This is a genomic window from Chitinophaga sp. HK235 (genome assembly GCF_018255755.1).
In the GTDB taxonomy this organism is placed as follows: domain Bacteria; phylum Bacteroidota; class Bacteroidia; order Chitinophagales; family Chitinophagaceae; genus Chitinophaga.
On sequence record NZ_CP073766.1, the window covers coordinates 211,076 to 235,102 of the forward strand.

Sequence of the window (24,027 nt, forward strand, 5' to 3'; positions counted from 1 at the left end):
AATGGCCCGGAACTATTCCGGGCCATTCGTCTTTATCGGACTGCATCATTCTTTTTCTGTATCGTGCTTCTGACCTTGCTCAGGAATTCGGGTGATATGCCCAGGTGACGCGCTATCTGGTTCTGCGGTACACGTCGTACCACCTGGGGGTATGTTTCGATGAACGCCAGGTACCGCTGCTCTGCAGTTTGTGAAACGAGACTGTGAATACGTTTTTGCAGTACAAAAAGTGATCGTTGTATCAGCAGGCGGAACAATGTTTCAAACTTGGGTACTTTTTTATAGAGTATTGCTTTGCTTTTACAATCAATCATCAGCAGTTCGCAGTCTTCCAGCGATTCGATGAACATATTGGAAGGTGTTTGTTCTGTAAAGCTGTATGGGTCACTCACCCACCAGTCCTCTGTTGCAAAGGAAAGTACAGTCTCCGTGCCATCATCACTTAAATAATAAGTACGGATACAACCTTTGATGATATAGGCCTCAAAGTCGCAGATTTTTCCCTCCTGCAACAGATAGGTGCGTTTTCTGACCTGTTTGAATTTTAGCAGGTCATGAAATATTTGACGCTCTTCCGGCGTCAGCGATATAATTCGATCTACAAATTGATCAATCTGTTCAAACATTGTTTATTAAAGATAGGTTGTTAGGTTTTGCGCTGCTTCTGTTCTCTTTAAAGGCAGCCAGGGGCGCATCACCCAAACCACGTACCTGGATGTAGATTGTTGATTGTCAATAGTGTAGGTGCTTTATGGTAGAATGCGGTTTTACGGTATACCGTAATTTTATGTAGACTTTTGTATTATTGTGATGTAGATGCCCAACATACGCCAACTTAACTGACATCAGGTATTATGGATACAGATATTTCTGCTGAAAAAAATGAGTTTGAAACCCTGCTTTGTCTTTCCAAAGCAATAGCTGCTGCAAGGCATCGTTCCGACCTTTGGGAGATAATTAATGAACAGTTACTGGAGAATTTCGGTGCCCATTATTATACGCTTTGTCTGATCAATGAAGATGCCCGTACACATGCTCCATTTCTGTACAGCGCAGAAAATAAAATAAAATCCGTTACAGGGGAAAGCCCGGTGATCCACCAGCAGCATCCCATTCATGACGGGATATTTGACCGGGCCATTGATACAGAGGAGCCGGTGATTTTCGATATGCAAAGCCTGGTCCGGCGAAAGGACATTCCTACCTATATCATACACTGGTATAATGCCGGGGTGAAAGAGATGATGCTGGTCAGGATCTGTAATGGCAAGGAACCGAAAGGGGTGCTATACCTATATGCAAGGAGAACAGGTGTATTCTCAGAGAGCCGGTTCAGTTTTTTCAAAGGGATCGCAGATCAGTTGGGTACAGGAATATCCAATATTCTCGCCAATGAAAAAATAGAATTGCAACTGGAGGAAATCCGGAAATATAAAATACAGCTGGAGCAGGAGAACCGTTATCTGAAAGAAGAATGGGAGAAGGATAAACATCTTACCGGTAAGGCTGTTGGCAGTTCGGCGGCTATACGGAAGGTGTATAACCTGGTTTCAAAAGTGGCTTCATCCGATGCTACTGTACTGATTCTGGGAGAGACAGGAACAGGTAAGGAGCTGATTGCGCACCAGGTGCATGAGGTATCTCCGCGACGTGAGCGGCTGATGATCAAAGTGAATTGTGCCGCTATTCCGGCCAGCCTGGTAGAAAGTGAATTGTTTGGCCATGAAAAAGGGAGTTTTACCGGAGCATTGGAAAGAAGGGTAGGGAAATTTGAACTGGCCAATAACAGCACCCTGTTCCTGGACGAGATTGGTGAACTTCCGCTGGAAATGCAGGCTAAATTGCTGAGGGCACTGCAGGAAAAGGAGATCGAAAGAATCGGTGGAAAATCAGTGATTAAAGTCAATGTGCGTATCATCGCAGCTACCAATAAGAATCTGGAAGCAGAGGTCGTTGCCGGCCGTTTCCGCAGTGATCTTTACTACCGTTTGAATGTATTTCCTATCGTACTGCCGTCATTGAGAGAACGCGGGGAAGATATACCGGAACTGGTTTCCTTTTTTATTGAAAAATATGCTGTCAATACCGGTAGAAAGATAACCCGTATTGCGCCCAAAGCGCTGGAGAAATTAATGGCTTATTCCTGGCCGGGCAATATCCGGGAACTGGAACATCTGATCGAAAGAACGGTGTTGCTTACAGCCACCAATACGATCACAGAGATCAGCCTGCCGGCTAAAAGCAAAATATTGTCTGCTCAGCAGGGAACGGAAATGCAGGTGCGTTCCCTGGTGGATGTGGAACGGGAGCATATCCTGAAAATGGTGAAGTTGTCGAACGGCAGGATATCCGGCCCGAATGGCGCAGCAGCTAAATTGCAGCTGCCATCGACCACCCTGATTTCAAAGATGCAGAAGCTGGGTATCCGGAAGGAACATTTTATAGATTTACAGAAAGGAGCGGAATAAGTCATTTCCCGGCAGCCTTGCCGGGAGAGAGGTCCAGCCTGCCGGAGGTAAAAGCCCAGTAAGTCCAGAGCAGCGCACATAATACCAGCGAGCCGCCGGGCCAGCAAAAAGAGAGCAGGAATGCCGACAGATGTACCGGTAAGCCATACAGATAATTTCTTTTGAGTTTCCTGATGGCAGTATGGCTGATCTCAGGACGAAGCAGGTCTTTGTTCCGGCTCGCAATGCCCCATAGTAAATTAAAGGCGAGGTTGATTAGTACAAACAAACCTGTATAAGCGGCTACGGCCACTGATAAGGAAGGGGTGCCAAAGTACCTGGCCAGCAAGGCTGTGGGGTAGGAAATACAGGTGGCCAGAAAAAGAATGAGTCCATTGGCAAACATCAGCGCGCTGTTGCGCCGGTAGATCTGTTTGAATATCTTATGATGGTTCACCCACATAATGAAGATACTGAAAAAAGACAGGCTGAAAGCCAGAAAGGACGGCCATTGTGCCAACAGACTGTTCGCCAGCATTTGCGGGTTATTATTGCTCTCAGCAACGGGTATACGTAGTTCCAATACCAGCAGGGTGATGGCGATTGCAAACACACCATCACTGAATCCTTCTATTCTTGCCGTTTCTTTTTCCATGGTAAGATCATTTATAAATGGTTTTTATACCCAGTTTTTTCATCTTTGAATACAGGGTCTGAGCTGGTATTTTAAGAATGTCGGCAGCGCCCATGATGCCGGACACGCGGCCATTACAGGCTTTCAGTACTTTCAGGATATGGGCCCTTTCCATCTCTTCCATTGTTTCAAGTTTCCCGTCAGCAGGTATAAGTCCGGCTTGCAGGCCCGGAATATCTGTTGAATCGATCTCTTCACCGTTTGCCAGGATAAATTGCCGTTCAATCAGGTGTTCCAGTTCCCTGACATTGCCGGGCCAGTCGTATTGTTGTAGTGATTTCAGCGTTGCTTTACTGATACGGGATATTTTTTTATCGGAATTATCGGAGAGCTTTTTCAGAAAATGAAAGGCCAGCGCTTCAATATCTTCCTTATGCTCACGCAGGGGAGGCAGTTCGATGGGGAATACATTCAGCCGGTAATAGAGGTCGAGTCTGAATCTGCCGTCAGCTACTTCTTTTTCCAGGTTCCTGTTGGTGGCAACAATCACCCGTACATCTACTTTGATCAGTTGATCGCCGCCAAGTTTTTCTATTTCTCTTTCCTGTAATGTGCGGAGTAGTTTCACTTGTGCATCCAGCGGTAGTTCGCCAATTTCATCAAGGAAAATAGTGCCGCCGTTCGCCTGTTCAAATTTTCCGGTCCGTTTCTGCACAGCGCCGGTGAAGGCGCCGCGTTCATGGCCAAACAGCTCTGACTCGAGTAGCGAAACAGGAAGGGCTGCACAGTTGACAGTGATAAACGGTTTGTTTTTTCTCAATGAGTTTTTATGGATCGCGCGGGCAAAACGTTCTTTCCCGGTGCCACTTTCACCCAGCAGCAGCACGGAAGTGTTGGTGGGGGCAACGGCCCTTACCTGGTCGAGCGCTTTACTGAGGGCGCTGCTGTTTCCGATAATATCCGGATCGGGCGTCGTTTCCACGGGTCCGGTCGATGTTTTCTGTTTTATCATACCGGTCTCCATACCGTACCGGTAGCGGGCAATGTCCAGCATGACAAACAGGTCCCGTTCGCGGAAAGGCTTTACCAGAAAGCCATAGGGCTGGGTGGCCTTGGCTGCTTCCAGTGTTTGCTGGTTGGTATTGGCGGAGATGTACAGAAACGGTATTTCCTGCTGCAACAGTTCCTTTGCCAGCTCAATACCGCTGGTAGGTGTTTTGAGAATGATATCGAGCAGTACCCAGTCCGGCTTTTTTTGTTCAATCAGCGTCCTGGCCTGTTCCACGGAAGCTGCGATGCCACAGACATCGTAACCGCCCTTGACTAGCATCATTCTAAGGTCATTGCCTACGATGAACTCATCTTCTACGATCAATATCTTTTCCTTGTCGTTCATGGCATAGTGTTTAGTTGTCATTGTTGAAGGCTCTTGTCAGAAAGCGTATCTGTATGGAAACGCCTGCCTGGCTGCTTGTCAGATTAAAGGTGCCTTCCAGTTGTTCAGACAGTCCCTTCATCAGGCTCATACCAAGTGAGGCTGAAGCTTCCGGAGAATAATTATCGGGGAAGCCAACGCCGTCATCTGCAATGGAAAGGAGGCTGTATTGTGACTGATCTTTGCTGAACGTTACCTGTATCGTACCTTTTTTCCTGTCGGGGAAGGCATATTTGATGGCATTGCTGACAGCTTCATTCAGGATCAGTCCCAGGGGGATGGCCTGTACAACGTCCAGCAGGATGGTTTCGCTGTTGATGTTAAAGCTGATCTGGTTGCCGGTATCAAAGCTTTCCTTCATGAAGCCGATCAGCTCACGGATGTACCAGTTCATATCTATGGCCCCCAGGTTATCGGTATGATAGAGCCGCTGATGGATGAGCGACATGGCGTACATGCGGTGCTGACTGTTTTTGATGGCTGCAATGGCATCGGCATTGTCGAGGTATTGTGACTGTGTATTCAGCAGGCTGATGATGATCTGAAGATTGTTTTTTACACGATGGTGTATTTCTCTGAGCAGCCATTCTTTTTCATCTACCAGTTTTTTAAGAAGCTCGTTTTGTGCATTGATTTCTTCCTGTTGTTTTTCCAGCCGGAAGGTGGTCCGCTTTTTCAGCCGGTACCGGTTGTACAACAACGCCAGGATCAGGAGCAGCATACAGATGCCGCCCATTACTACATTGCGGAACACTCTTCCTTTCTGAAGGGAAATTTCCTGCAATTTGCTTTTTTGTGTGAGCAGCTCAATATCCTTGTCTTTCCTTTCTGTCTGGAACTGCAGGCGGAGAATGTCCAGTTGTTTGGCAGTGTTGGTGTTGGTAACGGAGTCAGAAAATAACTTATGGCGCTGATAGTGTGCCAGCGCTGCTTCGAAATGCCCCAGCGCTGAATCAGTCCGGAAGGCAAGGTATTCTCCTTCGGATCTCCATACCAGTCCGATTGGTGTTTCCTTTATTGCCGTTTCATAGTCCCGGACATATTGCTCACTGTTACTGAAAAGGCCTGCCGCCTGCAGATAGAAGATCACGCCCAGCCGTGCGCTCTGAATGAGCCTCTGGTAGGTACTTCCAGTCTCCACGAATTTTTTCAGTTTCTCATAGTGAGGCGTGGCTTTATGTAAAGCATGAAGCGCAATATAATTTTTGAGGTAGCTCAGTTCTACCTGCACCATTTCACTTTCATCAGAAACGGGGCCCAGCTTTTCGAAATCATTTAAGGCATCCAGACTGCGGCTGTATTCTCTGTTATATCTCAGTGCATCAGACACATTTAGCAGCATGGTCCTGATGGTGCCAGTATCCTGCAGCTGCCTTGCATGGGCAAGTGCTTTTGTGAAATAATCGAGTGCCTGTTCATAATATTGAACACTATAATAATTCAATGCTACCCGGTTATAGATAGTAGAGAGCAGAGGTCCCTGTTCGTTCAGTTTTTCGGCCGTTTCCACAGCCAGCAGATTGTAACGGAGGGATTGTACAAAGTTGTTGGAACCGTGGTAGACCTCTCCCAGAATAGAATACAGGCCCTGTAATCTTTTGTACCCCTTCTTTTTATAAATGGCCAGGGCTTCCTCCAGTACTTCCTGCGCGCGGGCATAGTCTTTATTCACCTGTAGCAGGTCACCAATAAACTCCTTTAGTTGGGCAGCGCTCATTTCATCTCCGTTTTGCAGATAACTGTCGGCGCCTTGCTGATAGAGTTCAATTTTGCGCGGGAGGTCCTGGATGTCGTTGGAATAGGTGCCTCCCAGTTCGATGATGGCCTGGGTCTTTTCGCGCGGAGTTCCATATGCGGTCAGCAGCCTGACTGCTTCTTCGCTGCTTGTTCTTCCCTGGGCTGCGCGTCCGGATTCCCGGAATGCCTTGGCCCGCAGCAGTTTGCTCAAACCAAGGCCTCTTGGATAGTTGAGCTGTCTGCTGCGGGCTTCCATCTGCTCTGCCATGCGAAAGGCCACATTCATGTCTTCTTCCCGTGATTCGGGTTTGTCGAGGAATGTTTCACCAACGCGCAGCATCCGGGAAATGGTGGCTGTATCAGCTTTTCCATGCTGAATAAGTTCATTTACTTCCTGAAGTTCAGGGTCTGACTGGGCCAGTATAGATACCGGTATCAACAGGCACGCTGTCAGCAGTGCCCTGACCGGGAAATTGATCACATAACCGAGCATAGGCTCATCCTTCTGATTTTTGTGCAGCGGTTTCTCCCTGCAGGTAACACGCCATGATGGCCACTCCTGGTATCATCATCGCGCTCAGGCCCACCCAACGGGAAAGAAGGGCGCCGATGATACAACCAGCCAGAAATCCACCGATGGTAACGAGCTGCTTATATAGACTAGACAGGGATATTTCATTTCCCGGAATACCTTTCCGGATGATATTTCCCAGGTCCAGTGCTGCCTGTGTAACATTGCCTGTCATCATGGTGGTGGGGCCATGCGTCTCTTTGGAAAAAAGTTTCCCGAAGGCATTCTGCAGGCCCATTCCCAGCACAGTGATCATTACAATGAGATATGTTACCAGCTTTTCTTCCCATGTTGTTAAGATGGGAAGAAGAAACGCTGCTAATCCGCAAAACGTCAAAATTATGCCTTCTATCAGCAAAATCCTGTATTTTTTGGGAGATTTTTCCACCAGCCAGCCTCCGGCCATCACGGCGATTACAAATACCGGAAAGGTGATCAGCTTAATCCAGGCTGTGGCACTGGTACTTCCTGAAGAAACCTGTGCAGCGAATACAATAAAGTTCCCGGTGACGTGGGCGGAGAAAATCGAATCGCCGGACACAAAAGTGGCGGTGTCACAATAACCCGCAACCCATGCCAGCAGAAAGGTCACCCAGTTGATGCTGTGTTTTTGTTCTGTCATGCCTGTTATCGGTTTGTTGGATGATTTATTCAAGATGTGCTCTGAGCATCCAGGCCATTTTCTCATGTGTTTCCATCAGTCCTGTTATATAATCACTGCTGCCGGCGTCATGAAATGCGGTGGCGTAACTGTTGATATTTTCCCGCAGATGAATAAGAATGCTTTCATGATCATGCAGCAGGTCTTTGATAAACCCGATGCCATCATTCTTCTCCCATGTCAGTTCTGTGAGATGGGTAAGGGCCAGGAATTCTTTCAGGGTGGCAGGCGGGAAATGTCCCAGTGTACGGATACGTTCTGCGACGTTGTCTATGATCTCTTCCAGTTGCTGGTACTGACTTTCAAAGAATACGTGTTTGTTGTGAAAATCAGGGCCGGTTACACACCAGTGGGCTTTGCGTGTTTTGGTATATAACACAAATTCATCTGCGAGGATCTTTCCCAGTGAATGGGACACGGCTGCGAGATACTCCTGTTTGATTCCGATATTAGCTTGCATGGATTAAAATTTAGAAAAATTGATATAAAAGTTGAACGTCGATGGAATAGCGGCCAGGCCCCAGTACCAGCAGCAGCAAAAGCGACAGGGTGTACATGTAAGGCACATCCTTTATTTCCAGGCTATCTTTTCTGTGTACCACAAAATACCCGATGGCTGTCACGCTGATCGTGGGCAGGATGGCGATCCTGGTCACCAGTCCCAGTGCGATGAGGAACGGCACCACAGTATCGGCGAAAGTGGCTACCAGTCCGTTTATTTTTTCAGGCAGGTGCAGGGGATTGGGAACATGTTCCTTTTGCCCGTTTTCTACACGGAATTTCTTCATCCCGTGTACCCGGAACAGTTCAAAGGCGAGTAATATGCGGAATGCCAGCAATGCGTAATTGTTGAGCGTACTTCCGCCATCTGAATACAGTAAACTGCTGATGATCTCATTCATAAAAAGAGATTTTAGAAAGCAAAACAGGAACATCCGAACACTCCCCAGAATGCGCTGTAGTTATTGACAGGGATATTGCTCAATCTGGCTGTGTTGTGATCATGGCCATGGACCTGGCAACTGCCTGCACAGCTGTGTACCTGGCTGGTAATGGCTGCACCCGGATGTACTGTTGCTGTTGTTTTTACAATGTTGTTTTTGGTGGAGGAAAAATAACCACCGAACTGGTTCACCGGCGACCAGTCAGGAAGAATGGGCAGGGGAGCAGGAGAGAAGCCGGCAAATTCATCGCTTCCATACACAATTTTTCCACCTACAATGGTGAGTACTGATTCAATCTGTTTGATAGTTTCCTCCGGTACTTCAAAGAAGTCGGTGTCCAGTACGGCGAGATCTGCGAACTGCCCTGCTTTGATACAGCCCTTTATGTCCTGCTCGCTGGAGAACCACGCGCTTCCTTTGGTGTACAGTTCAAGCGCTGTTTCCCTGCTGAGTTTATTGGCATCGTCATACAGCTGCTGACCGCCGACGGTTTTCCCGGCAGTCAGCCAGTACAGGGCCACCCAGGGGTTGTAGCTGCTGACACGGGTGGCGTCTGTGCCTGCGCCAACAGGTACACCGGCCTGCAACATACGTTTTACCGGAGGCGTGTGTGCTGCTGCTTCTTTTCCATAACGGTCGGTAAAATATTCTCCCTGAAATGCCATCCTGCTTTGGATAGCGATACCACCGCCGAGTGCTTTCACTCTGTCAATATTCCGTTCGTCAATCGTTTCTGCGTGGTCAAATATCCAGTGCAGGCCATTAAATGGGATGTCCCTGTTCACTTTTTCAAAGACATTCAGGAAGCGGGTGATGCTTTCATTGTAAGTAGCATGCAGCCGGAAGGGCCAGCGGTTTTCCACGAGATGGCGAACTACCTTTTCCAGTTCTTCTTCCATGGTTTCCGGAAGATCAGGTCTGGGTTGCAGGAAGTCTTCAAAATCGGCGGCAGAGAATACCAGCATTTCGCCGGCCCCGTTGTGCCGGTACATATCATCTCCCTGATGGAGTTGTACAGTGCTGGTCCAGTTCCGGAAATCTTCCAGTTCCTGTTTGGGCCTTTGGGTAAACAGGTTATAGGCAATGCGTACGGTAAGCTGCTGCTTTTCATTGAGTTCATTGATCACCTGGTAGTCATCCGGGAAATTCTGGAACCCGCCACCGGCATCGATCACGCTGGTGATACCGAACCGGTTCAGCTCCGTCATGAAATGGCGGGTAGAGTTGACCTGGTATTCGTAAGATAGTTTGGGCCCCTTTGCCAGTGTGGAATACAGGATCATGGCGTTAGGGCTGGCCAGGATCAGACCTGTAGGCTCTCCTTTGCTGTTCTTTTCAATCACGCCGCCGGGAGGAGCGGGTGTATCTTTAGTGAATCCCACCGCACGAAGGGCGGCACGGTTCAGGAACGCACGATCGTAAAGATGCATGATGAAAACGGGCGTGTCCGGTGCAATGTCATTCAGTTCTTCCAATGTGGGCAATCTCTTTTCCGCAAACTGGTGTTCTGTCCATCCGCCTATCACTCTTACCCATTGCGGTGTGGGGGTGATGGCTACCTGTTTTCTCAGCATGTTCAGGGCATCCGCAAGAGAAGGAACGCCGTCCCACCTTAATTCCAGATTGTAATTAAGGCCGCCGCGAATAAGGTGGATATGGGAATCGATCAACCCGGGAATGACGCGCTTCCCCTTCAGGTCTATTTGTGTAGTACCTTCTTCACCGTATTGCTGAAGGATGGTTTTATCATCGCCTACAGCAACGAACCTACCATTGCTAATGGCAACGGCTGTAGCCCGGGGATTGGATGGATCTACCGTGTATACTTTCCCGTTATATAGAACGATATCTGCTTTTTTGTTCATGAATACTGTATTTAATGGTTAAAGGAAGCGATGGCTTCTTTAATGCCTTCTCCGGAGGTTTCAAAAAAAGCGGGGCCAGAGAGCAATGTGGCTTTGATGATCGGCTGCGCCGGAGCAAGGTGTTGGTGTTGTAAGTATAGCTGTGTGCGATATGCGTTGATGATACCTTTAGTCACATTGCCTGTTACCTGTGCAGTGGGAGAGTTGATGCCGGCGTCTTTGATATCACTGGCAAAGGAAAACCTGGAGACACCGAGTCTTGCGGCTTCGCGCAGTGCTACAGTACCTACTGCGACCATTATATCCGCATTGAAATTGTTACGGTCACCCAGGCCTATCAATAGCAGCCGGGTGGCCTTTAAAGTGCCTTTAGGTGGTGTGATCAGTAAGGTTTCAAGATAATGGCCGGTGAACTTTCCACTCTTTCGCAGTGCGGTGATCTGTCCTTTGAGTGCTTGATCAAGATGCACCATACCATTCAGTTGAGCGGGTAATGCCGGTGGATTGAAAATATCCCCTTCGGTATACTCAAATACACAGGCGACCTGTAAAGGAGCGCTGGCGGAAGAAGGGCCCTGTACAAGTCCTTCGATCGCCATACCATCAACTTTACCCCAGATCTTTGAAGTGCCTACCGGTGTGGTTTTTACGATCGTGTCTTGTTGCTGTGCAAAGCCTGCTGTATGCAGCAGGAGAAGAGGAATACTCATGAAAGCCATTATCCCGTTGCGATAATTTTTCATGGCCGGACCGTGAAATACCTTATTCATAATTTATCATTTTTAGAATTTGAAACTGAGCCTGGTGTTGATGAAGAGTCCGTCCTTTGGAGTGGGGACCACCTCTTTGATAAAGGCACCCACCTTGAAATACTGTATGCCGCAGTTCAGGGAAGTGTAGTTGTTCATGCTGTACACGATGCTGGCGAGATAAGCTGTACCGATATATTTTTTCAGCGATGCCGAACCCGGGAGGTTGAATGTTCCGCTGGGCCTGTAAATGCCGTCCTGTGCGGAGTAGCGCCAGTTCATGACCACATCGGCCTGCGCCAGCATTTTCTTCCCGATATTGATAGTTGCATATGGATGAATGTCTATCAGGTTCACAGGTCCTATCTGCGGACTGAATCCGAAATAGCCTCCTTTCGGATAGATCGGGTTGAAAGACTGAAGATCTCCGTCTCCTTTTTTTCGATCACCGGAGATATAATCATTTCTTAGATTGAGAGAGGGTTTGCCGTTGATATGCTCAAAGAGATAACCGGCTTCCACAGATGCTGTCCATGCATTAATATTGCCACTGCCGAAAGATCCGAACTGCCAGGCTGCTTCCAGGTTGTAAATAAATCCGCTGCGATATCTCCATACCCTGGTGCCGACGGTGTGACGCAATTCTTTTTGGGCTCCTTCTTCAAATACAGACCTGTCGCGCCTGATGCCGATATAATAGAGATCTATATTCGGAAGTGTGGGGACAGTCATTTTGCCGTATACTCCCCAGAGGTTTATTTCCCTGCTTGATTTGTTATCTAATGCACCTGGGTTGATGGTGTCCGCCATCATCACAAATCCATCGATACTCCAGCGGGGAGAGGTGTAAATGAGTTTGGCCCCGTCGAAATACAATCTGACATTAGGACCTTCCCTCACGGAAATCAGCCTTCCGCTGCCGTAGTCAAGTTCCTGTCTGCCTGCACGGAGGATGAGCGCCTGATCTTTTTTTCTGATGATGGCTGCATCGATGAAGAGGTTCTGTACATTGAATCTGTCTTCATCGATGGGCCGCGCACCGTTCTTTCTTCCGGTTTCCCATGCACTCCTGATCTGCGTGAAAATGCGAAACCTGCTATTCAGATGCAGGTCCGCATGCAGGTCGTAACGTTGCAGCAAAAAGCCGTTATGTCCAATGCCCAGCCTGCCCCAGTCTTCATTGTTGAAGTCAACATATTCCAGTCTGGCGGAGCCGCCAAATGAAACATAGGCGCTGCCGCGCTTTGATAAGCGGGTGTATTTTATTTTCCGGTAAAGATCACTGGTGGAGTCCCTGAGATTTGAATAGTCTTCATCGAAGCGCATCAGCCTGAAGCTTTGTCCGTTCATCCGGGTGGATGTCAGCAAAGCGATCATAAGAACAGCATACCCAATGAGACCAGGGAGGCGTTTAGTTGGCAATTGGAATAGATTTAAACTGAGGGCTTAGTGTTTCAGCATATTGTGGGCATAGTGAATACCGATACCATAAGCGCCACCGTATTTTTTCATGAGATCAGTAACAGGCTTATAGGTTTCCTGACGGGCCCAGTCACGCTGGAGTTCCAGCAGATACTGAATAGATGTCACTGGTTTTACACCGGCATGTACCATTCTTTGAACAGAGCGTTCGTGTGCTTCTGCACTCACATCGCCGCAGGCGTCGGTGATTACATAAACATCATAGCCTTCTTCGAGGGCAGAGAGGGCAGGGCCTACAATGCAAACGCCTGTCCACAGACCGGCCATGACCAGTTTCTTTTTTCCTTTGCCCACAATAGCTTTGTAGGCAGCTTCATCTTCCCAGGTATTCATAGTGGTGCGATCAATGTAACCAGATGTAGCCTGTGGGTAAAATTCTTCGATCTCTGGAAATACAGGGCCGGAAAAAGATTCTTCTGCTACAGTAGTCACAATGGTTGGAACATTAAATATCCTGGAAGCACCAGCAATGATGGCAGCGTTGGTTCTTAGTTCGCTTAAAGCAATGCTTTTGGTAGCAAAGCCCATTTGGCCTTCAAAATCGATCAGGATCAGTGCATGATTGTTGGGAGACAGTAAGTTGGTAGATGGTTTCATTTTAAATATTTTTCTCCCGTAGAGTCAATTCAGATGCCTGTTTGTAATGTATTGATAATCAATTGTTAAGTGAAGTTTTAAATGGTATGAATTTTACGATATTTCGTAGAATTATGAAAAGAAGAAGTTTAAGTGACTATTTTAGTCACGGGCAGGGCTGTATCATAGCGGTATTTCACATCGGTCCATTAATACCACATGTGGTCAGCTTTGAGGTTAAAACCCGCTATGCTGACCATCAGTTTTTCATAAGTGTATAACCTCCATCGAGGCATTCAAAAATAAGATGATCGTCGGAACTCATGTTTGGCAGGTCGATTGCCGGCAATACGCTGTTGACTTTTTCTGTTACCACCCAAAGCCCTACTATATTTTTGCCAAACGGACTCTTGAATGTATAGTAACACAACAAATTCTTCCCTTTAAATATGTCTGTGCCTACCTTAATTTCATTTGCTTTGACGGAGAGGGGATAGTACTTTCTTAATCGGCTGATAAGGCTATTATTGTTTTCGTTGCCTACGACAACCAGATTATAGGTCAATAAGTCCTCCTCTGACACCTGTTTGTCAGCTTTCATCCGCCAATCACTGTAATACTTTTTTTTCCAGTGTTTTGCGAGAGAATCAGCAAATGTTTTTGAAGAGTCGCCGTATACAACCAGAAATGGCCGGCCAAATACCTCATCAATTTTGGGCCTATATGATACCATTGAATCGCTAATGTTGAAAGTATACTTTCCCTCTGTCAGGGTGGGGGAATTGACTTTTCTTCCATTAATAATAATATGGGATAGACATTGGATGGTGGGGATAGCAGAGGCATTAAGGCTCAAACACTTCACATTTCTTGTTTTCAAAAACAGTGAGCCATTGTTAAAACAAACATCAACATCTGCCCTAACATCAGCACTAATCATGCGAAAATCCCCCCAGGATTTTTGTGCATAGGTATCAGAATATGAAGAGAACAGGATTTTTCCTTTATTTCTTAGCATTTTTCTGGTGGAGAAAAAGGAGAAAACATCATAGTAGTAATCTTTTGGAGCGACAAAGTGTGTGCCTTCATTTGCCACTTTTAGCTGTGATGACCCAAACTTTCCATAGTGATTACTGTAAAACTTTCTAACCATATCTATGGGGACCATTTCGTCATTGATAGCCCCTTTAATGAATACATGAGATTTATATAAATTCTGAAGAAGGTTGACAGGGTTGAGTTGCTCACTTATGTAATTACTTCCAATGTAAGGATTTACCAATGCACATCCGGCCACAATATCCGGTAAACGGGTGGCATTAAGCAATGCGGTCGTCGCACTGGCGCTATTGCCAAGTAAAAAGATTCTGTCGGTATCGATGGGGTAATGTCTCTTTACTGCGGAAATTGACTCCATTAAGTCATAAGTTCCTATCGCATTCGTTCCTGGCTGTCCTCTCAAATCGACCCACATAACTGCGAAACCAAACTTATCTGCAAGATGCCAGGTCGCAGTCATCTCATCCAAATTTGAAATAGCCCAACTGGACTCAAGCGGAATATCACCGGCGGATGGGAATGGCATGATTATCAAAAGCGGTAATTTACGGGTACCCATTCTCCAGCTATGATAAATATGCACGCCATAGAATTGCAAACTACTATCCAACTTGGACACAAAACCATTTAAAAACCAATCGTACATCAAATTCCTGCCATTTGACGACCGAAATTGTTTGAGAAAATCATTCAATTCTTTAGCAAAGAAAACTCTGTTTCTATCCCAGAATCTCACATCGTGCAATTCCCCATTCATATGAAAGCCAGTAACATAAGTCAGTCGGTTCATTGAAGCATTCATATTGATACGTGTCTGCGCATCACCTATCAGCTGTGAAACCCGTTGGGTTTCCCTCTTCATTCCCTGATAGTATTCTGCAAAATTGCCATAGAAGAAATCTTCCTCCAATGAGCCGCGACTGGTTGTTATTTTGAGGGTATAGAAAGTATTTTTCTGTTTACCCTCCAATGAAAAAGCAGCGGATCCGGTATTGGCAACTGTTTTCCAGTTATTGATAAATCCACTACTAACTATTTTGTCATCTCCATCCTTAAGCTGATACTGTACCATACTGTCTAAGGCAAAAGGCCCCAGATAAATGTGCAGCATGTCACCGGAGTCAAGAATTGGCTTGTGGATAAAGTCCGATGCATAATCTTTGATATAGTAATCCCGGGCGTAGCCAATGCTTGAAACATATGCACCGAAATGCCAGTGAGTAAGATAAGAACTGAGGTCATGAACACCAACTTTCACCTGCAGATGGTTCAATCCGCTTTTTAAGTTAACCGGAATGTATTCCTCATAGAATTTCTGCTGATTCCGTTTACTGGAACCACGATAAACCAAAGAACCATTTAACCATATCTTCAGTGTTTGGGACGAGTTGACTAAAAGCATCACCAGGGTGTCACTTGAAGAAACCAGCGTGGAAAAAAGGTATTTAACAGCACGTTTCTTTTCTTCCTGCTTCTTTAGGAATTTAATAAGTGGAAAAGGCACCGAGTCAGCTTTAATGGTAATTTTAGACCGGGAGAAAAATCCGGGCAACTTATCATACATATATTCGGATATACTATCTTCGTTTAAACCTATTGCTGACAAAAAGTTAGTATCCTGATATCGCTGGTCGGCGACCAGGCTTGAATCAAATTCAAACTGATCTGATATGAGCCACTTGTTTATAAACGTCGCACTGTCAAGGCTGTCCGGTAGCCTGTTTTCGGGAACCTTTATCTTGTTGCAGCTTGCAGCAGCAAGCAGTACAACTATCAGGAGAGATGCTATTTTTATTGGCATTTAACTTTTTTTTTCAATCCTTTCTTTAAATGGAACAGCTCCAATGCTGCCTGATGTTTAATCTGGTAGGCGTTTTCACTATGTACTTTAATCTCTAACTGACCTATCCGGATGGCCCATTTTTCCATTTCGCTTTCGTTTCCAAGAGATTTATTTAACATCATTAAAAGATACATGGGGGTAAGGCGGCCAGGAACCGTTTCATTTGCGGTGAGATAACTGGATGCTGCTTTATGGAAAACATTCAGCTTCTCATAAGAAAGTCCTTTAAAGCAAAGTGTCTCGCAATTACAATAGCGATTTTCGAGTTGTAAAAGCAGATTAACGCATCGCTGGTAATCCTCCCTCTTATAAGAGCGTAACGCATAATCATAAACAAACTGCGGATTTACAGCCAGCGTTGTGTAAAGCATCGCATACTCATCCACTTCGGAAAGCGTTCTAATGCCTGTCATTAGCTGGGAATCCACCTTTTTCCATCTAATACTGCTCTTGTATACAAGTAAAGAAAATAACAAAAAGGGAATAAAAGAAATCACCAGTGGTCTGATTCCTGCCTTTAGTTGAATACTCCATCTGTGGCCACTATTATAGTGTAAAAATGCAACTGATGTGAAGAAGATCAGCACTGTGGGCAGATAATGTAAGGGATATGAAAATATCGAGGCAACCAAAAATACCTTGAAAACCAGAAACATGCTAAATGATGCAAAATCTCTTCGCTTCAGACTTTGAAGATTACAGGCTATAAACCATATTATAAAAAGCATGACTAAGCCGAGTGAGCACCAACCGATTTCACAGGCAATCTGAAGGTACTCATTAAAGGCATATGCTGGAGTATCGGTAGCCTGAATGTGAATGCGATTTTGAGGATCTCTAAGGACTTTCGCCTGATATTGGTAATACTGGGATTGATATCTGTTAAACCCAACTCCCCAAGGCCAGTTATCAGCAGCCATTTCTATGGATGTAAGATATATGAATGCCCGCCCCTTGCTGGATTCCTTTTTAAAATCCTGTAGTTTATTAACAATAAAGGCCGTAATAACAACTACTACACTCAGAATGACAACCCGTGTTATCTGACGTTTAAAAAAGTAATACGTATATGACAAAAGCAGCATTAATAAACAGACCCAGGTTGTCCTGGCCTGCAACAAAACAAGCACCACTACTGTTAAAAAAACTGCCAGTGAAGAAAATAGCACCCAACTTGTATTCGTAATATATAGCTGGATACTGTAGATACAAAATGGAATTAACAACGTTAAGAACAGTGCAAAAAGGCCAGTATTATCAAACGCTGACAGATTTCCCGGGGATAGATGTCCAAACTGCAGATATTGTTTCAACCCTTTGTACAGACAGAATATACTGAGTATACTCAGGATTAGCGTGCAACATATCGAGAAATCCCCGAGTATTGAAACACCATGTTTTTCAAACTGAACCCGTAAACTGGCGTAAAAGAGCAAAACGGCCAGCAAATCAGTTCCCTCGAACAGAAAAAACCTCCATCCATCCAACAATAAAAGCTGAACCAGGCAAATTAACAAAACAACCAGTAGTAGTATTTCACCGACTGTGAACTTTAAATCGGGGCGTCTTCCCAAAAAAGTAATTACACCAAAGAGAAATATTAGCACCTCTATCGATACCTTATAGGTATCGAAAAAATAATTATCTCGTATAAAAAGCTTAACAAATATGGCCATTACAATCGCTGCAAGGATAAACCGAATAGCCAATTTTTGTATAAACAAGATGTGTCTAAGCCTCTGAATCCCCATAACATTATCAGTCTGCAAGGAGGTCACTAACCAACTTCTCGGCACTCTCCAGGTCACCACGTAAAACAATGTGGCCATCGTGGATAACTATAACAGTGGGATAGTGCCCTACATTGAAAATCCTGGCCATTGAATCGTTTTCTGCGCTCAACTGCTCAAAGCTATACCGGAGTTTATTTTTATCCGGATTTGTATGCCCGTTCTTTAGAGGAATATTTACAGAAAAAATGGCAACACGCTGGTTTTCTTTCATTTTTTGATAGAATTGTTCCAGTCTGGGGAACTTTTGATAGCATGCAGCGCAGGCAGTGTTCCAAAAGTCAAATACAACTATTTTATTTTTGATTGTGCCGGTATCAATGAGGTATCCGTTTTGTGCACGGAGCTGGAAAGCAGGAACCTCTTCCCGGACCTGAGGTGAGAAGGAACCATAGTTTTCCTTAAGTAGCCATTTGGCGTATATTGGGCCCGCTGCAAATACACTGAAAGCAGAATAAGTTAACAAAACCAGAATGCTGCTACGGAGTGTTATCCTCGCGATGTAATAACCAACAATACAACCCAAAACAAGATTGAGCGTACTTGGTATAGCTAACTCCCCGAAGTTCTTTTTGACCAGTATAACAACACTCAAAACTGCCACAGGAGAAAAAAGAAAAATAAATACTGTGAGATTTGTCACCCTATTTCGTTTCATGGCTATGCTCATGATCCATACACTAATGGCATATACAATACCTCCAATTGCGAAACGCATCGAATGACTAAAACTACCTATCCATGCTGTTACAAAAAACAAAAGCAATGACATGAGTAACAGTAAAAAATAGTTCAATAACTTCATATGCATATATTTAATTCTTACTAAGAATACTGTCAATATCGTTTCGGGTGGGGTTGCGACTAACTATTTGCCCTTTGCTGTTGAGCAAAAAAGATATAGGGGTTGAGGTAACATTAAACCGGGATATTATGGCCTTTGTATGTGCAGAGGTGTCTAAGACCTGAACCCAGGGATACAGCTTACCTGCCTTGATTACCCGCACCCAATCGCTGTGGCTGCCAGGTTCATCTATCGTTACCTCGTAGATAGAGAGCGCTTTGTGATCTGAATAATTCCTGTGAATATATTGTCGTTCCTCATTGCAATACTCGCAGGTATTGCGTACGAATAATAACATGGTCAAGGGTTTCTGACGACAGGTATGCTGAAGTGAAATGTATCGTCCGTTGATATCAGGCAAATTTAACTCCCCTACAGATCTTCCAGGACTAAGCAAACTATCTTTTTTCATTTCTTCTGCCAGAAACTCCCGATATGCGCGAACGTAAATTATGAAATTATCCTGTTCCTGTGATACGCTACTTAGCCGCTGGTAGGTTTCAGCGACAGATATATAACGTGAAAGGTCTTCTTTCAAGCTAAAAATCCGTCTATCCCCGATTTTACAAGAGATGATATATGCTGGGATTATAGTATTTGCGATAGAGCTATCCTGCATTTTAGTCCACAACTGCTCCTTTAAACTGTCGATATATCTCTGGCTTGTGGCGTCTAAAAAGGCTTTTCGGTCAGCATAAGCTTTGAAGCTGATTTTTTTTGCTGTCAGTCTTTCATTCAGATCTGTAAACCCGGCCGTGGTTATAGAGATGCTTTCCTGAATCAGTTTTGTTAATTCAATAAGTTCACGAAGCTTTTTATTGGGTGTGTTATTTATATTCCGGATGCTATCAACTGCCAGCGTTATGGAACCGGCTATCTTTCTTTTTTCACAGAAGAAAGGAACCGTATCATTTTCCAGCTCTATACTATAGAGCTCCCCAGCTAAAAAAAGATGTTGGCTGTACCTTCCTGCAGTGTAATTAGTATCAGTAATAAGTTCGGTTCCATCAAATACTTTAATTACACGTACAGTTGTTTTTTTATTGAACGACCAACAAGACAAACAAAAGAGAATCAGAGAGCTGAGAATCAACCTTGGGAGAACTGAAGAAGTCATATACAGACTGACGATAAAAGGTTAAACGAACATAAACATAAGTTCGGGTTCAGCTATCAAAGCAAAAACCCGAACTTTGCTGCTCCTATTTATTAGAAGCACATACCATTGCAAGAGCTTAGCCACAAGGTGCCACAACCGCTACCGGAAGTATTGCAGTTAGATGAACTACAGCGTAGAGGACCATTCGGACCTGCGATCGGGCCATTACAATAATCGTCAGTCTTATTGCATTTGCACCCGCCACCGGATTCTGAATCTGCGATAACAGCATTATTGGAGGTTGCAAGCCTGGATGTATTGATTGGTTCAAAATCACCATTCTTACTTATCGGAGTCCGGAGATCAGATGCGATCGATGCTACCGTACGCATATCCCATTTAAGTGTTGTGAGAGCAGTCTCTTTCCATTGTTTAAGAAGCGGAGCCATTTCTTTCACTTTAGCTGCACTTTCGAATAAAGCTGGTGACAGATAGCTTTTCAATAGGTTTATATGGTGAAGCTCCTGTTCACTCCATGGCAGCCGTTGTACTTCATTTAGTTTTACCAGCCATAAATCATATTTTTTTGAAGCCGATGCAGCTGCATAAATTCCTTTTTGATACTCGTGGTCCTTTTCCAGAATCTGGCTCCTTGTAAAGTTGGCAATGGCTGTTTTGTTTTCCTTGACCCAGCTATTGATTTTCTCGTCACAGCTATAATTTTCCTGTTTGGAGCAACTGGTGAACAATAGGACGGTGATCAGCATGTAGAGAAGCTGAAGGGGTAAGATCTTCATTTTTTAAGAGATTAAAGGTTAAACAAAAAATTATTTACAATATAACCTGTTAATTCTGAAAAAATATTTTTAATAAAAGCAGGATAAGATAAAAAAATATTAATTATGGATTTATCCAGTACGGTAGCACTTTACATGAATTTTCACTACGATACCTCCCTTCCCTTCCTTGACGCTGAACGCTAAAAATTTTTGCAGATCACGAGATGAAAGTGGTGGGTCCTCCGTTGCAATTTTAAGGGCATATGAACAAATTACAGCTTGCCGCCGCTATAGGCGAAGAAAGCGGCGACGATGTAGCTGTTGGGGTTATTTTAAAATCCGGAATTTTAAATAGCTGTCATTGTACCATTTTATTTTCAAAGGATCTTTAGCGTCGCTCATATCTTCCTCGCTCACATTTTTTCCGGTGCCGTAGTTGATTTGCCAGTAGGGATTTTTGTTGACCCCAATTACGGCAACAATCCGGCTGCCTTTGCTAAGTTGTTTGCACGTAATAAATGTGTTGTCTATTTTCAGATTTTCTGTTTTATTGGGTAGCAGCAATTGCCTTTGGCTCCTGTTTTTTGTGTAGCTGGCTCTTTGTACCATTACACTAAGTGCCACATATTTCCCATTGGGCAATTGCTCATATAGTTCTATTCCAATATCTATATCTTTTTTATTGATGCTGAATTTTAGATTGGCTTCATAACTTCCGCTGATGGCAAAAGGTGTTTCAACAGGATCGCTTGTAAATTTTAGTTGTTCGGGAAGCAGGGAAAGGCTATCAAAAACCAATGTGGGTAAATTCATGATAGCATCACCGGTTTGTTTAATAAATTTTCTGTCTTTGAAATCGACCGTTTGTTGTACAAATTGTGTGGCTGCCGGTTTTGCTTTTTGCAAATTTCCATTGCTTAGAAATAATTCCAGAGAATCATTGTACATTTCATTTAACGATGCGACATGCTTCCATTCATTCTTCCCTAAAATTTCAAAGTTCACTTTATTACTGAGTAAGGCTGGCTTGCTACTGTCTTTCAAAATATAGTCAAACCATTCATAAATAAGACTTCTGCCCAAAATCGCAGCGCTGTCAATAGGTAAACCGGCCAATGTATCTTTATCGCCACCCAGAGCACTCCCATGGTCATAAGGGCCTATTACTAAATAATGGTTGGCATTTTTATTATGCAGCAAATGTTGTTTATAGTAGTACATGGCGCCTAGTTGTTCGTCATCCCAGTAACCGGTAAGGCTCAGGACGGGAATATTGATATTTGCAAATTCCTTTCCTTGCGGTGTCATTTTTTTCCAATACTCATCATAGTCCGGGTGCTGCAACCAACGTTGAAACAGGTTATGCTTTGCGCCTTCTACACTGTCGAGTGAAGAGAATCTTGTGCCACTTTTGTACCATTTTATAAAGACATTATTCCATTTGGCAGTATCTGCAAAACCTACATAATTAGTAAGTTTATTATCGCTGACCAAATGCAGCCAACGCAACGTATAACCCGGAAGAACGCCATTTTGCATGGGAAAATCAATACCTGCGGCGGCAGCAACTTCCGGTATAATGGTTTTTAGTGCAGGGTGCAAATGTTTGGTAGTGGCCCATTGTGTAAAGCCCAGATAACTTCCGGAAAGCATACCCACTTTCCCGTTGCACCAGGGTTGTTTGCTAATCCAGTCAATAATATAATACCCGTCTTCGGCTTCATGCTCAAAGGGTGCCAGGGCATCGGTGCTGCAGTGTTTACCACGTGTGGTAACTTCAACAGCTACATAGCCTCTGCGGACAGGGATTTTGGCTGATTCGTATTTCCAGACGCCGGTATCGGCATAAATATTATATAACAGCAGACATGGCTGCTGTATGTTGGTATCTTTTCTTACCACCATCGCACAAACATTGCCGCCGCTGGGCAGGGTTAATGAAATGCTGTCCTGAACGATATATTTTTCATGGTAATCTTTAGTTTGTGCAAAGGTTGCCTGATAACTCAGGATGGCTATCAGCAAGACTGGAATTAAGTGTCTCATTTTGGGGGATTTTATGTCGTAGAATACTTTGATTTTTCAAACTCCTCTGAAATCATTGAAAACGTTCAATATACGGTCAGGGCTATTTGAACTTTCCTGTATCAATACATTCGGAGTGGTGCCGGCAAAATGCTTAAAATCTTTAACGAGATGTTGGTAATCGCTATATCCATTACGAACGGCAATACTGAGCCAATCGAGCGCCGGATTAAACTCTTTCATTACATAGGCCTGATAAAAGCGGCAAATACGGGCATAGTACTTGGGTGTTACTCCAACAAGTTGCTCAAATCGTTTTTCAAACTGACGGTGGCTTAAACAGGCCTGGCGTGCCGTTTTATCCAAATTGAAATTTTGCGGACTTTCCAGAATATGCCGCCCGATTTTATCGATGGGCATACCCGATTGTTTTATTTGTCCGACCTTTTTCCGGAAATACGTTTCAATCACGGCAATCATTTCCCCGTAACCTGAACTATATAGGAGTTGCTCCTGTATTTCGTCTATCTCTTTCCCCATGATAAGCCGTGCTTCATAATTTTTATGCAACAGCTCTGTCATAGGAACTTTTAAAAGTTTAAACAACCCTCCAGGCTGAAACCGCACGTGAAAGATGCTGAAATGGTTGGTGATAATCAGGTTTTGCCGTCTATTCGGTTGCCCGAAAATAGTAACAGCGGCTCTTTCTTCAATAGTATCCGATTCGATATCCTGCGAAAAAAGTTGTCCTTTGAGAATGAACCGAATTCCCTCTTCAGGATTTACAGGATAGGCTTTGGGGGGAGGGACGAATGTTCTTTCATCGAAGGCCAGATCAATGATCATGTACTCTTTGATGTAATCCAGCAGTTTTGTGTCAGGTTTAAAGCGTTTGCAAAGCATAACAACAAGGTGGGGATTAAGTCATCCTTTAATACCCTTTAAAAGAAAATTAAGACTGACGAACACTATTGCATTGAAACAATGGTTGCCTGCCTCGCAATCATACGCCAGCCTTCTTTTGTTTTAAGCCAGATGTTCGTATACTGTCTTGTTACCTTTTTTCCTGCATATGCCGTTTCGTTCTGAGGCGTTATAATTTCTTTTCCCATTGAAACAGCGACGTCTTCAATGAACGAAACTTTATCGACGATTCGTTCTACAGTGGCATAATCAATTTTTCCTTCCCGGATGAGTTGAAAAATTTGTGGGACTGTTACAATTTGCCCGTATGGATTATTGACCACAAAATCTTTCGACCAGATTTTCAGTAAGCCGATGGTATCACCTTTATGTATGGTGGCTAATTCGAGTTGCTCTAAATTACGAATTTCTTTTTCAACTTTACTTTGCGCGAAAGAAGTTATATGGGCAGAAAGTGCTATGCATAAAAGAAGTGCTTTCACAAGTATTGGTTTTTAGAAAAGTGAATAAAATTTCCAAAACAAATCTAGCATCTGACTGCGTCATGTTAGTGGTAAAAAATC

Annotated in this window: 20 protein-coding genes; 1 reads left to right on the forward strand and 19 read right to left on the reverse strand. The window is 44.4% G+C overall.

The window, feature by feature from the left end; genetic code table 11:
* Positions 1–32: 32 nt before the first annotated feature.
* Positions 33–626 (reverse strand): Crp/Fnr family transcriptional regulator, encoded by a 594-nt coding sequence (locus tag KD145_RS00615; protein ID WP_212003999.1) that lies wholly within the window; start codon positions 624–626, stop codon positions 33–35.
* Between the two features lie 228 nt (positions 627–854).
* On the opposite strand from KD145_RS00615, the gene KD145_RS00620 reads away from it, so the two are divergent.
* Entirely contained in the window at positions 855–2,468 is a 1,614-nt protein-coding gene (locus tag KD145_RS00620; RefSeq protein WP_212004000.1) for a sigma 54-interacting transcriptional regulator, read from the forward strand.
* A 1-nt stretch (position 2,469) separates the two neighbouring features.
* On the opposite strand, the gene KD145_RS00625 is transcribed toward KD145_RS00620, so the two are convergent.
* The 18 genes from KD145_RS00625 to KD145_RS00710 all read right to left on the reverse strand — a co-directional run bounded on the left by KD145_RS00625 (position 2,470) and on the right by KD145_RS00710 (position 23,946).
* Entirely contained in the window at positions 2,470–3,102 is a 633-nt protein-coding gene (locus tag KD145_RS00625) for a TMEM175 family protein (RefSeq protein WP_212004001.1), read from the reverse strand.
* A 7-nt stretch (positions 3,103–3,109) separates the two neighbouring features.
* Positions 3,110–4,477 (reverse strand): sigma-54 dependent transcriptional regulator, encoded by a 1,368-nt coding sequence (locus KD145_RS00630; RefSeq protein ID WP_212004002.1) that lies wholly within the window; start codon positions 4,475–4,477, stop codon positions 3,110–3,112.
* 10 nt (positions 4,478–4,487) lie between these two features.
* Positions 4,488–6,746: a histidine kinase dimerization/phosphoacceptor domain -containing protein gene (locus KD145_RS00635; RefSeq protein WP_212004003.1), complete on the reverse strand. Its 2,259-nt coding sequence runs from the start codon at positions 6,744–6,746 to the stop codon at positions 4,488–4,490.
* A 4-nt stretch (positions 6,747–6,750) separates the two neighbouring features.
* Positions 6,751–7,446: a YoaK family protein gene (locus KD145_RS00640; protein ID WP_212004004.1), complete on the reverse strand. Its 696-nt coding sequence runs from the start codon at positions 7,444–7,446 to the stop codon at positions 6,751–6,753.
* 25 nt (positions 7,447–7,471) lie between these two features.
* Positions 7,472–7,945: a Dps family protein gene (locus KD145_RS00645; RefSeq protein WP_212004005.1), complete on the reverse strand. Its 474-nt coding sequence runs from the start codon at positions 7,943–7,945 to the stop codon at positions 7,472–7,474.
* 10 nt (positions 7,946–7,955) lie between these two features.
* The gene (locus tag KD145_RS00650) at positions 7,956–8,387 is read right to left on the reverse strand and encodes a DoxX family protein (protein ID WP_212004006.1); all 432 of its coding nucleotides are present in this window, start codon (positions 8,385–8,387) and stop codon (positions 7,956–7,958) included.
* An 11-nt stretch (positions 8,388–8,398) separates the two neighbouring features.
* Entirely contained in the window at positions 8,399–10,294 is a 1,896-nt protein-coding gene (locus tag KD145_RS00655; protein ID WP_212004007.1) for an amidohydrolase, read from the reverse strand.
* Positions 10,295–10,305: 11 nt separating this feature from the next.
* Entirely contained in the window at positions 10,306–11,064 is a 759-nt protein-coding gene (locus KD145_RS00660) for a M17 family peptidase N-terminal domain-containing protein (protein WP_249219694.1), read from the reverse strand.
* Positions 11,065–11,076: 12 nt separating this feature from the next.
* Entirely contained in the window at positions 11,077–12,465 is a 1,389-nt protein-coding gene (locus tag KD145_RS00665) for an alginate export family protein (RefSeq protein ID WP_249219695.1), read from the reverse strand.
* A gap of 24 nt (positions 12,466–12,489) precedes the next feature.
* Positions 12,490–13,122 carry a hydrolase gene (locus KD145_RS00670; RefSeq protein ID WP_212004008.1) on the reverse strand — a complete coding sequence of 211 codons (633 nt, stop codon included), beginning with the start codon at positions 13,120–13,122 and terminating at the stop codon, positions 12,490–12,492.
* 238 nt (positions 13,123–13,360) lie between these two features.
* The gene (locus KD145_RS00675; protein ID WP_212004009.1) at positions 13,361–15,961 is read right to left on the reverse strand and encodes a S9 family peptidase; all 2,601 of its coding nucleotides are present in this window, start codon (positions 15,959–15,961) and stop codon (positions 13,361–13,363) included.
* A complete protein-coding gene (locus tag KD145_RS00680; RefSeq protein ID WP_212004010.1) occupies positions 15,952–17,832 on the reverse strand; it encodes an O-antigen ligase in 1,881 nt (626 codons plus the stop codon). The genes KD145_RS00675 and KD145_RS00680 overlap by 10 nt, the downstream gene beginning before the upstream one ends.
* On the reverse strand, positions 17,762–18,598 hold the full coding sequence (locus tag KD145_RS00685) for a TlpA disulfide reductase family protein (RefSeq protein WP_212004011.1): 837 nt from the start codon (positions 18,596–18,598) through the stop codon (positions 17,762–17,764). Before KD145_RS00685 ends, KD145_RS00680 begins: the two co-directional genes overlap by 71 nt.
* Before the next feature lie 10 nt (positions 18,599–18,608).
* Positions 18,609–19,754, reverse strand: a complete 1,146-nt coding sequence (locus KD145_RS00690) for a peroxiredoxin (RefSeq protein ID WP_212004012.1) — start codon at positions 19,752–19,754, stop codon at positions 18,609–18,611.
* A 92-nt stretch (positions 19,755–19,846) separates the two neighbouring features.
* The gene (locus KD145_RS00695) at positions 19,847–20,533 is read right to left on the reverse strand and encodes a bacteriocin fulvocin C-related protein (RefSeq protein ID WP_212004013.1); all 687 of its coding nucleotides are present in this window, start codon (positions 20,531–20,533) and stop codon (positions 19,847–19,849) included.
* Between the two features lie 309 nt (positions 20,534–20,842).
* A complete protein-coding gene (locus KD145_RS00700; protein ID WP_212004014.1) occupies positions 20,843–22,561 on the reverse strand; it encodes a CocE/NonD family hydrolase in 1,719 nt (572 codons plus the stop codon).
* 36 nt (positions 22,562–22,597) lie between these two features.
* Positions 22,598–23,443 (reverse strand): AraC family transcriptional regulator, encoded by an 846-nt coding sequence (locus KD145_RS00705; RefSeq protein WP_212004015.1) that lies wholly within the window; start codon positions 23,441–23,443, stop codon positions 22,598–22,600.
* Between the two features lie 65 nt (positions 23,444–23,508).
* Positions 23,509–23,946: a nuclear transport factor 2 family protein gene (locus tag KD145_RS00710; protein ID WP_212004016.1), complete on the reverse strand. Its 438-nt coding sequence runs from the start codon at positions 23,944–23,946 to the stop codon at positions 23,509–23,511.
* Between the last annotated feature and the right edge of the window lie 81 nt (positions 23,947–24,027).

What these genes read in the sequence shown, in the direction of transcription:
- KD145_RS00615 (WP_212003999.1), bottom strand. Translation starts at nt 626, where the DNA reads ATGTTTGAACAGATTGATCAATTTGTAGATCGAATTATATCGCTGACG.
- KD145_RS00620 (WP_212004000.1), top strand. Translation starts at nt 855, where the DNA reads ATGGATACAGATATTTCTGCTGAAAAAAATGAGTTTGAAACCCTGCTT.
- KD145_RS00625 (WP_212004001.1), bottom strand. Translation starts at nt 3,102, where the DNA reads ATGGAAAAAGAAACGGCAAGAATAGAAGGATTCAGTGATGGTGTGTTT.
- KD145_RS00630 (WP_212004002.1), bottom strand. Translation starts at nt 4,477, where the DNA reads ATGAACGACAAGGAAAAGATATTGATCGTAGAAGATGAGTTCATCGTA.
- KD145_RS00635 (WP_212004003.1), bottom strand. Translation starts at nt 6,746, where the DNA reads ATGCTCGGTTATGTGATCAATTTCCCGGTCAGGGCACTGCTGACAGCG.
- KD145_RS00640 (WP_212004004.1), bottom strand. Translation starts at nt 7,446, where the DNA reads ATGACAGAACAAAAACACAGCATCAACTGGGTGACCTTTCTGCTGGCA.
- KD145_RS00645 (WP_212004005.1), bottom strand. Translation starts at nt 7,945, where the DNA reads ATGCAAGCTAATATCGGAATCAAACAGGAGTATCTCGCAGCCGTGTCC.
- KD145_RS00650 (WP_212004006.1), bottom strand. Translation starts at nt 8,387, where the DNA reads ATGAATGAGATCATCAGCAGTTTACTGTATTCAGATGGCGGAAGTACG.
- KD145_RS00655 (WP_212004007.1), bottom strand. Translation starts at nt 10,294, where the DNA reads ATGAACAAAAAAGCAGATATCGTTCTATATAACGGGAAAGTATACACG.
- KD145_RS00660 (WP_249219694.1), bottom strand. Translation starts at nt 11,064, where the DNA reads ATGAATAAGGTATTTCACGGTCCGGCCATGAAAAATTATCGCAACGGG.
- KD145_RS00670 (WP_212004008.1), bottom strand. Translation starts at nt 13,122, where the DNA reads ATGAAACCATCTACCAACTTACTGTCTCCCAACAATCATGCACTGATC.
- KD145_RS00675 (WP_212004009.1), bottom strand. Translation starts at nt 15,961, where the DNA reads ATGCCAATAAAAATAGCATCTCTCCTGATAGTTGTACTGCTTGCTGCT.
- KD145_RS00680 (WP_212004010.1), bottom strand. Translation starts at nt 17,832, where the DNA reads ATGGCCACATTGTTTTACGTGGTGACCTGGAGAGTGCCGAGAAGTTGG.
- KD145_RS00685 (WP_212004011.1), bottom strand. Translation starts at nt 18,598, where the DNA reads ATGAAGTTATTGAACTATTTTTTACTGTTACTCATGTCATTGCTTTTG.
- KD145_RS00690 (WP_212004012.1), bottom strand. Translation starts at nt 19,754, where the DNA reads ATGACTTCTTCAGTTCTCCCAAGGTTGATTCTCAGCTCTCTGATTCTC.
- KD145_RS00695 (WP_212004013.1), bottom strand. Translation starts at nt 20,533, where the DNA reads ATGAAGATCTTACCCCTTCAGCTTCTCTACATGCTGATCACCGTCCTA.
- KD145_RS00700 (WP_212004014.1), bottom strand. Translation starts at nt 22,561, where the DNA reads ATGAGACACTTAATTCCAGTCTTGCTGATAGCCATCCTGAGTTATCAG.
- KD145_RS00705 (WP_212004015.1), bottom strand. Translation starts at nt 23,443, where the DNA reads ATGCTTTGCAAACGCTTTAAACCTGACACAAAACTGCTGGATTACATC.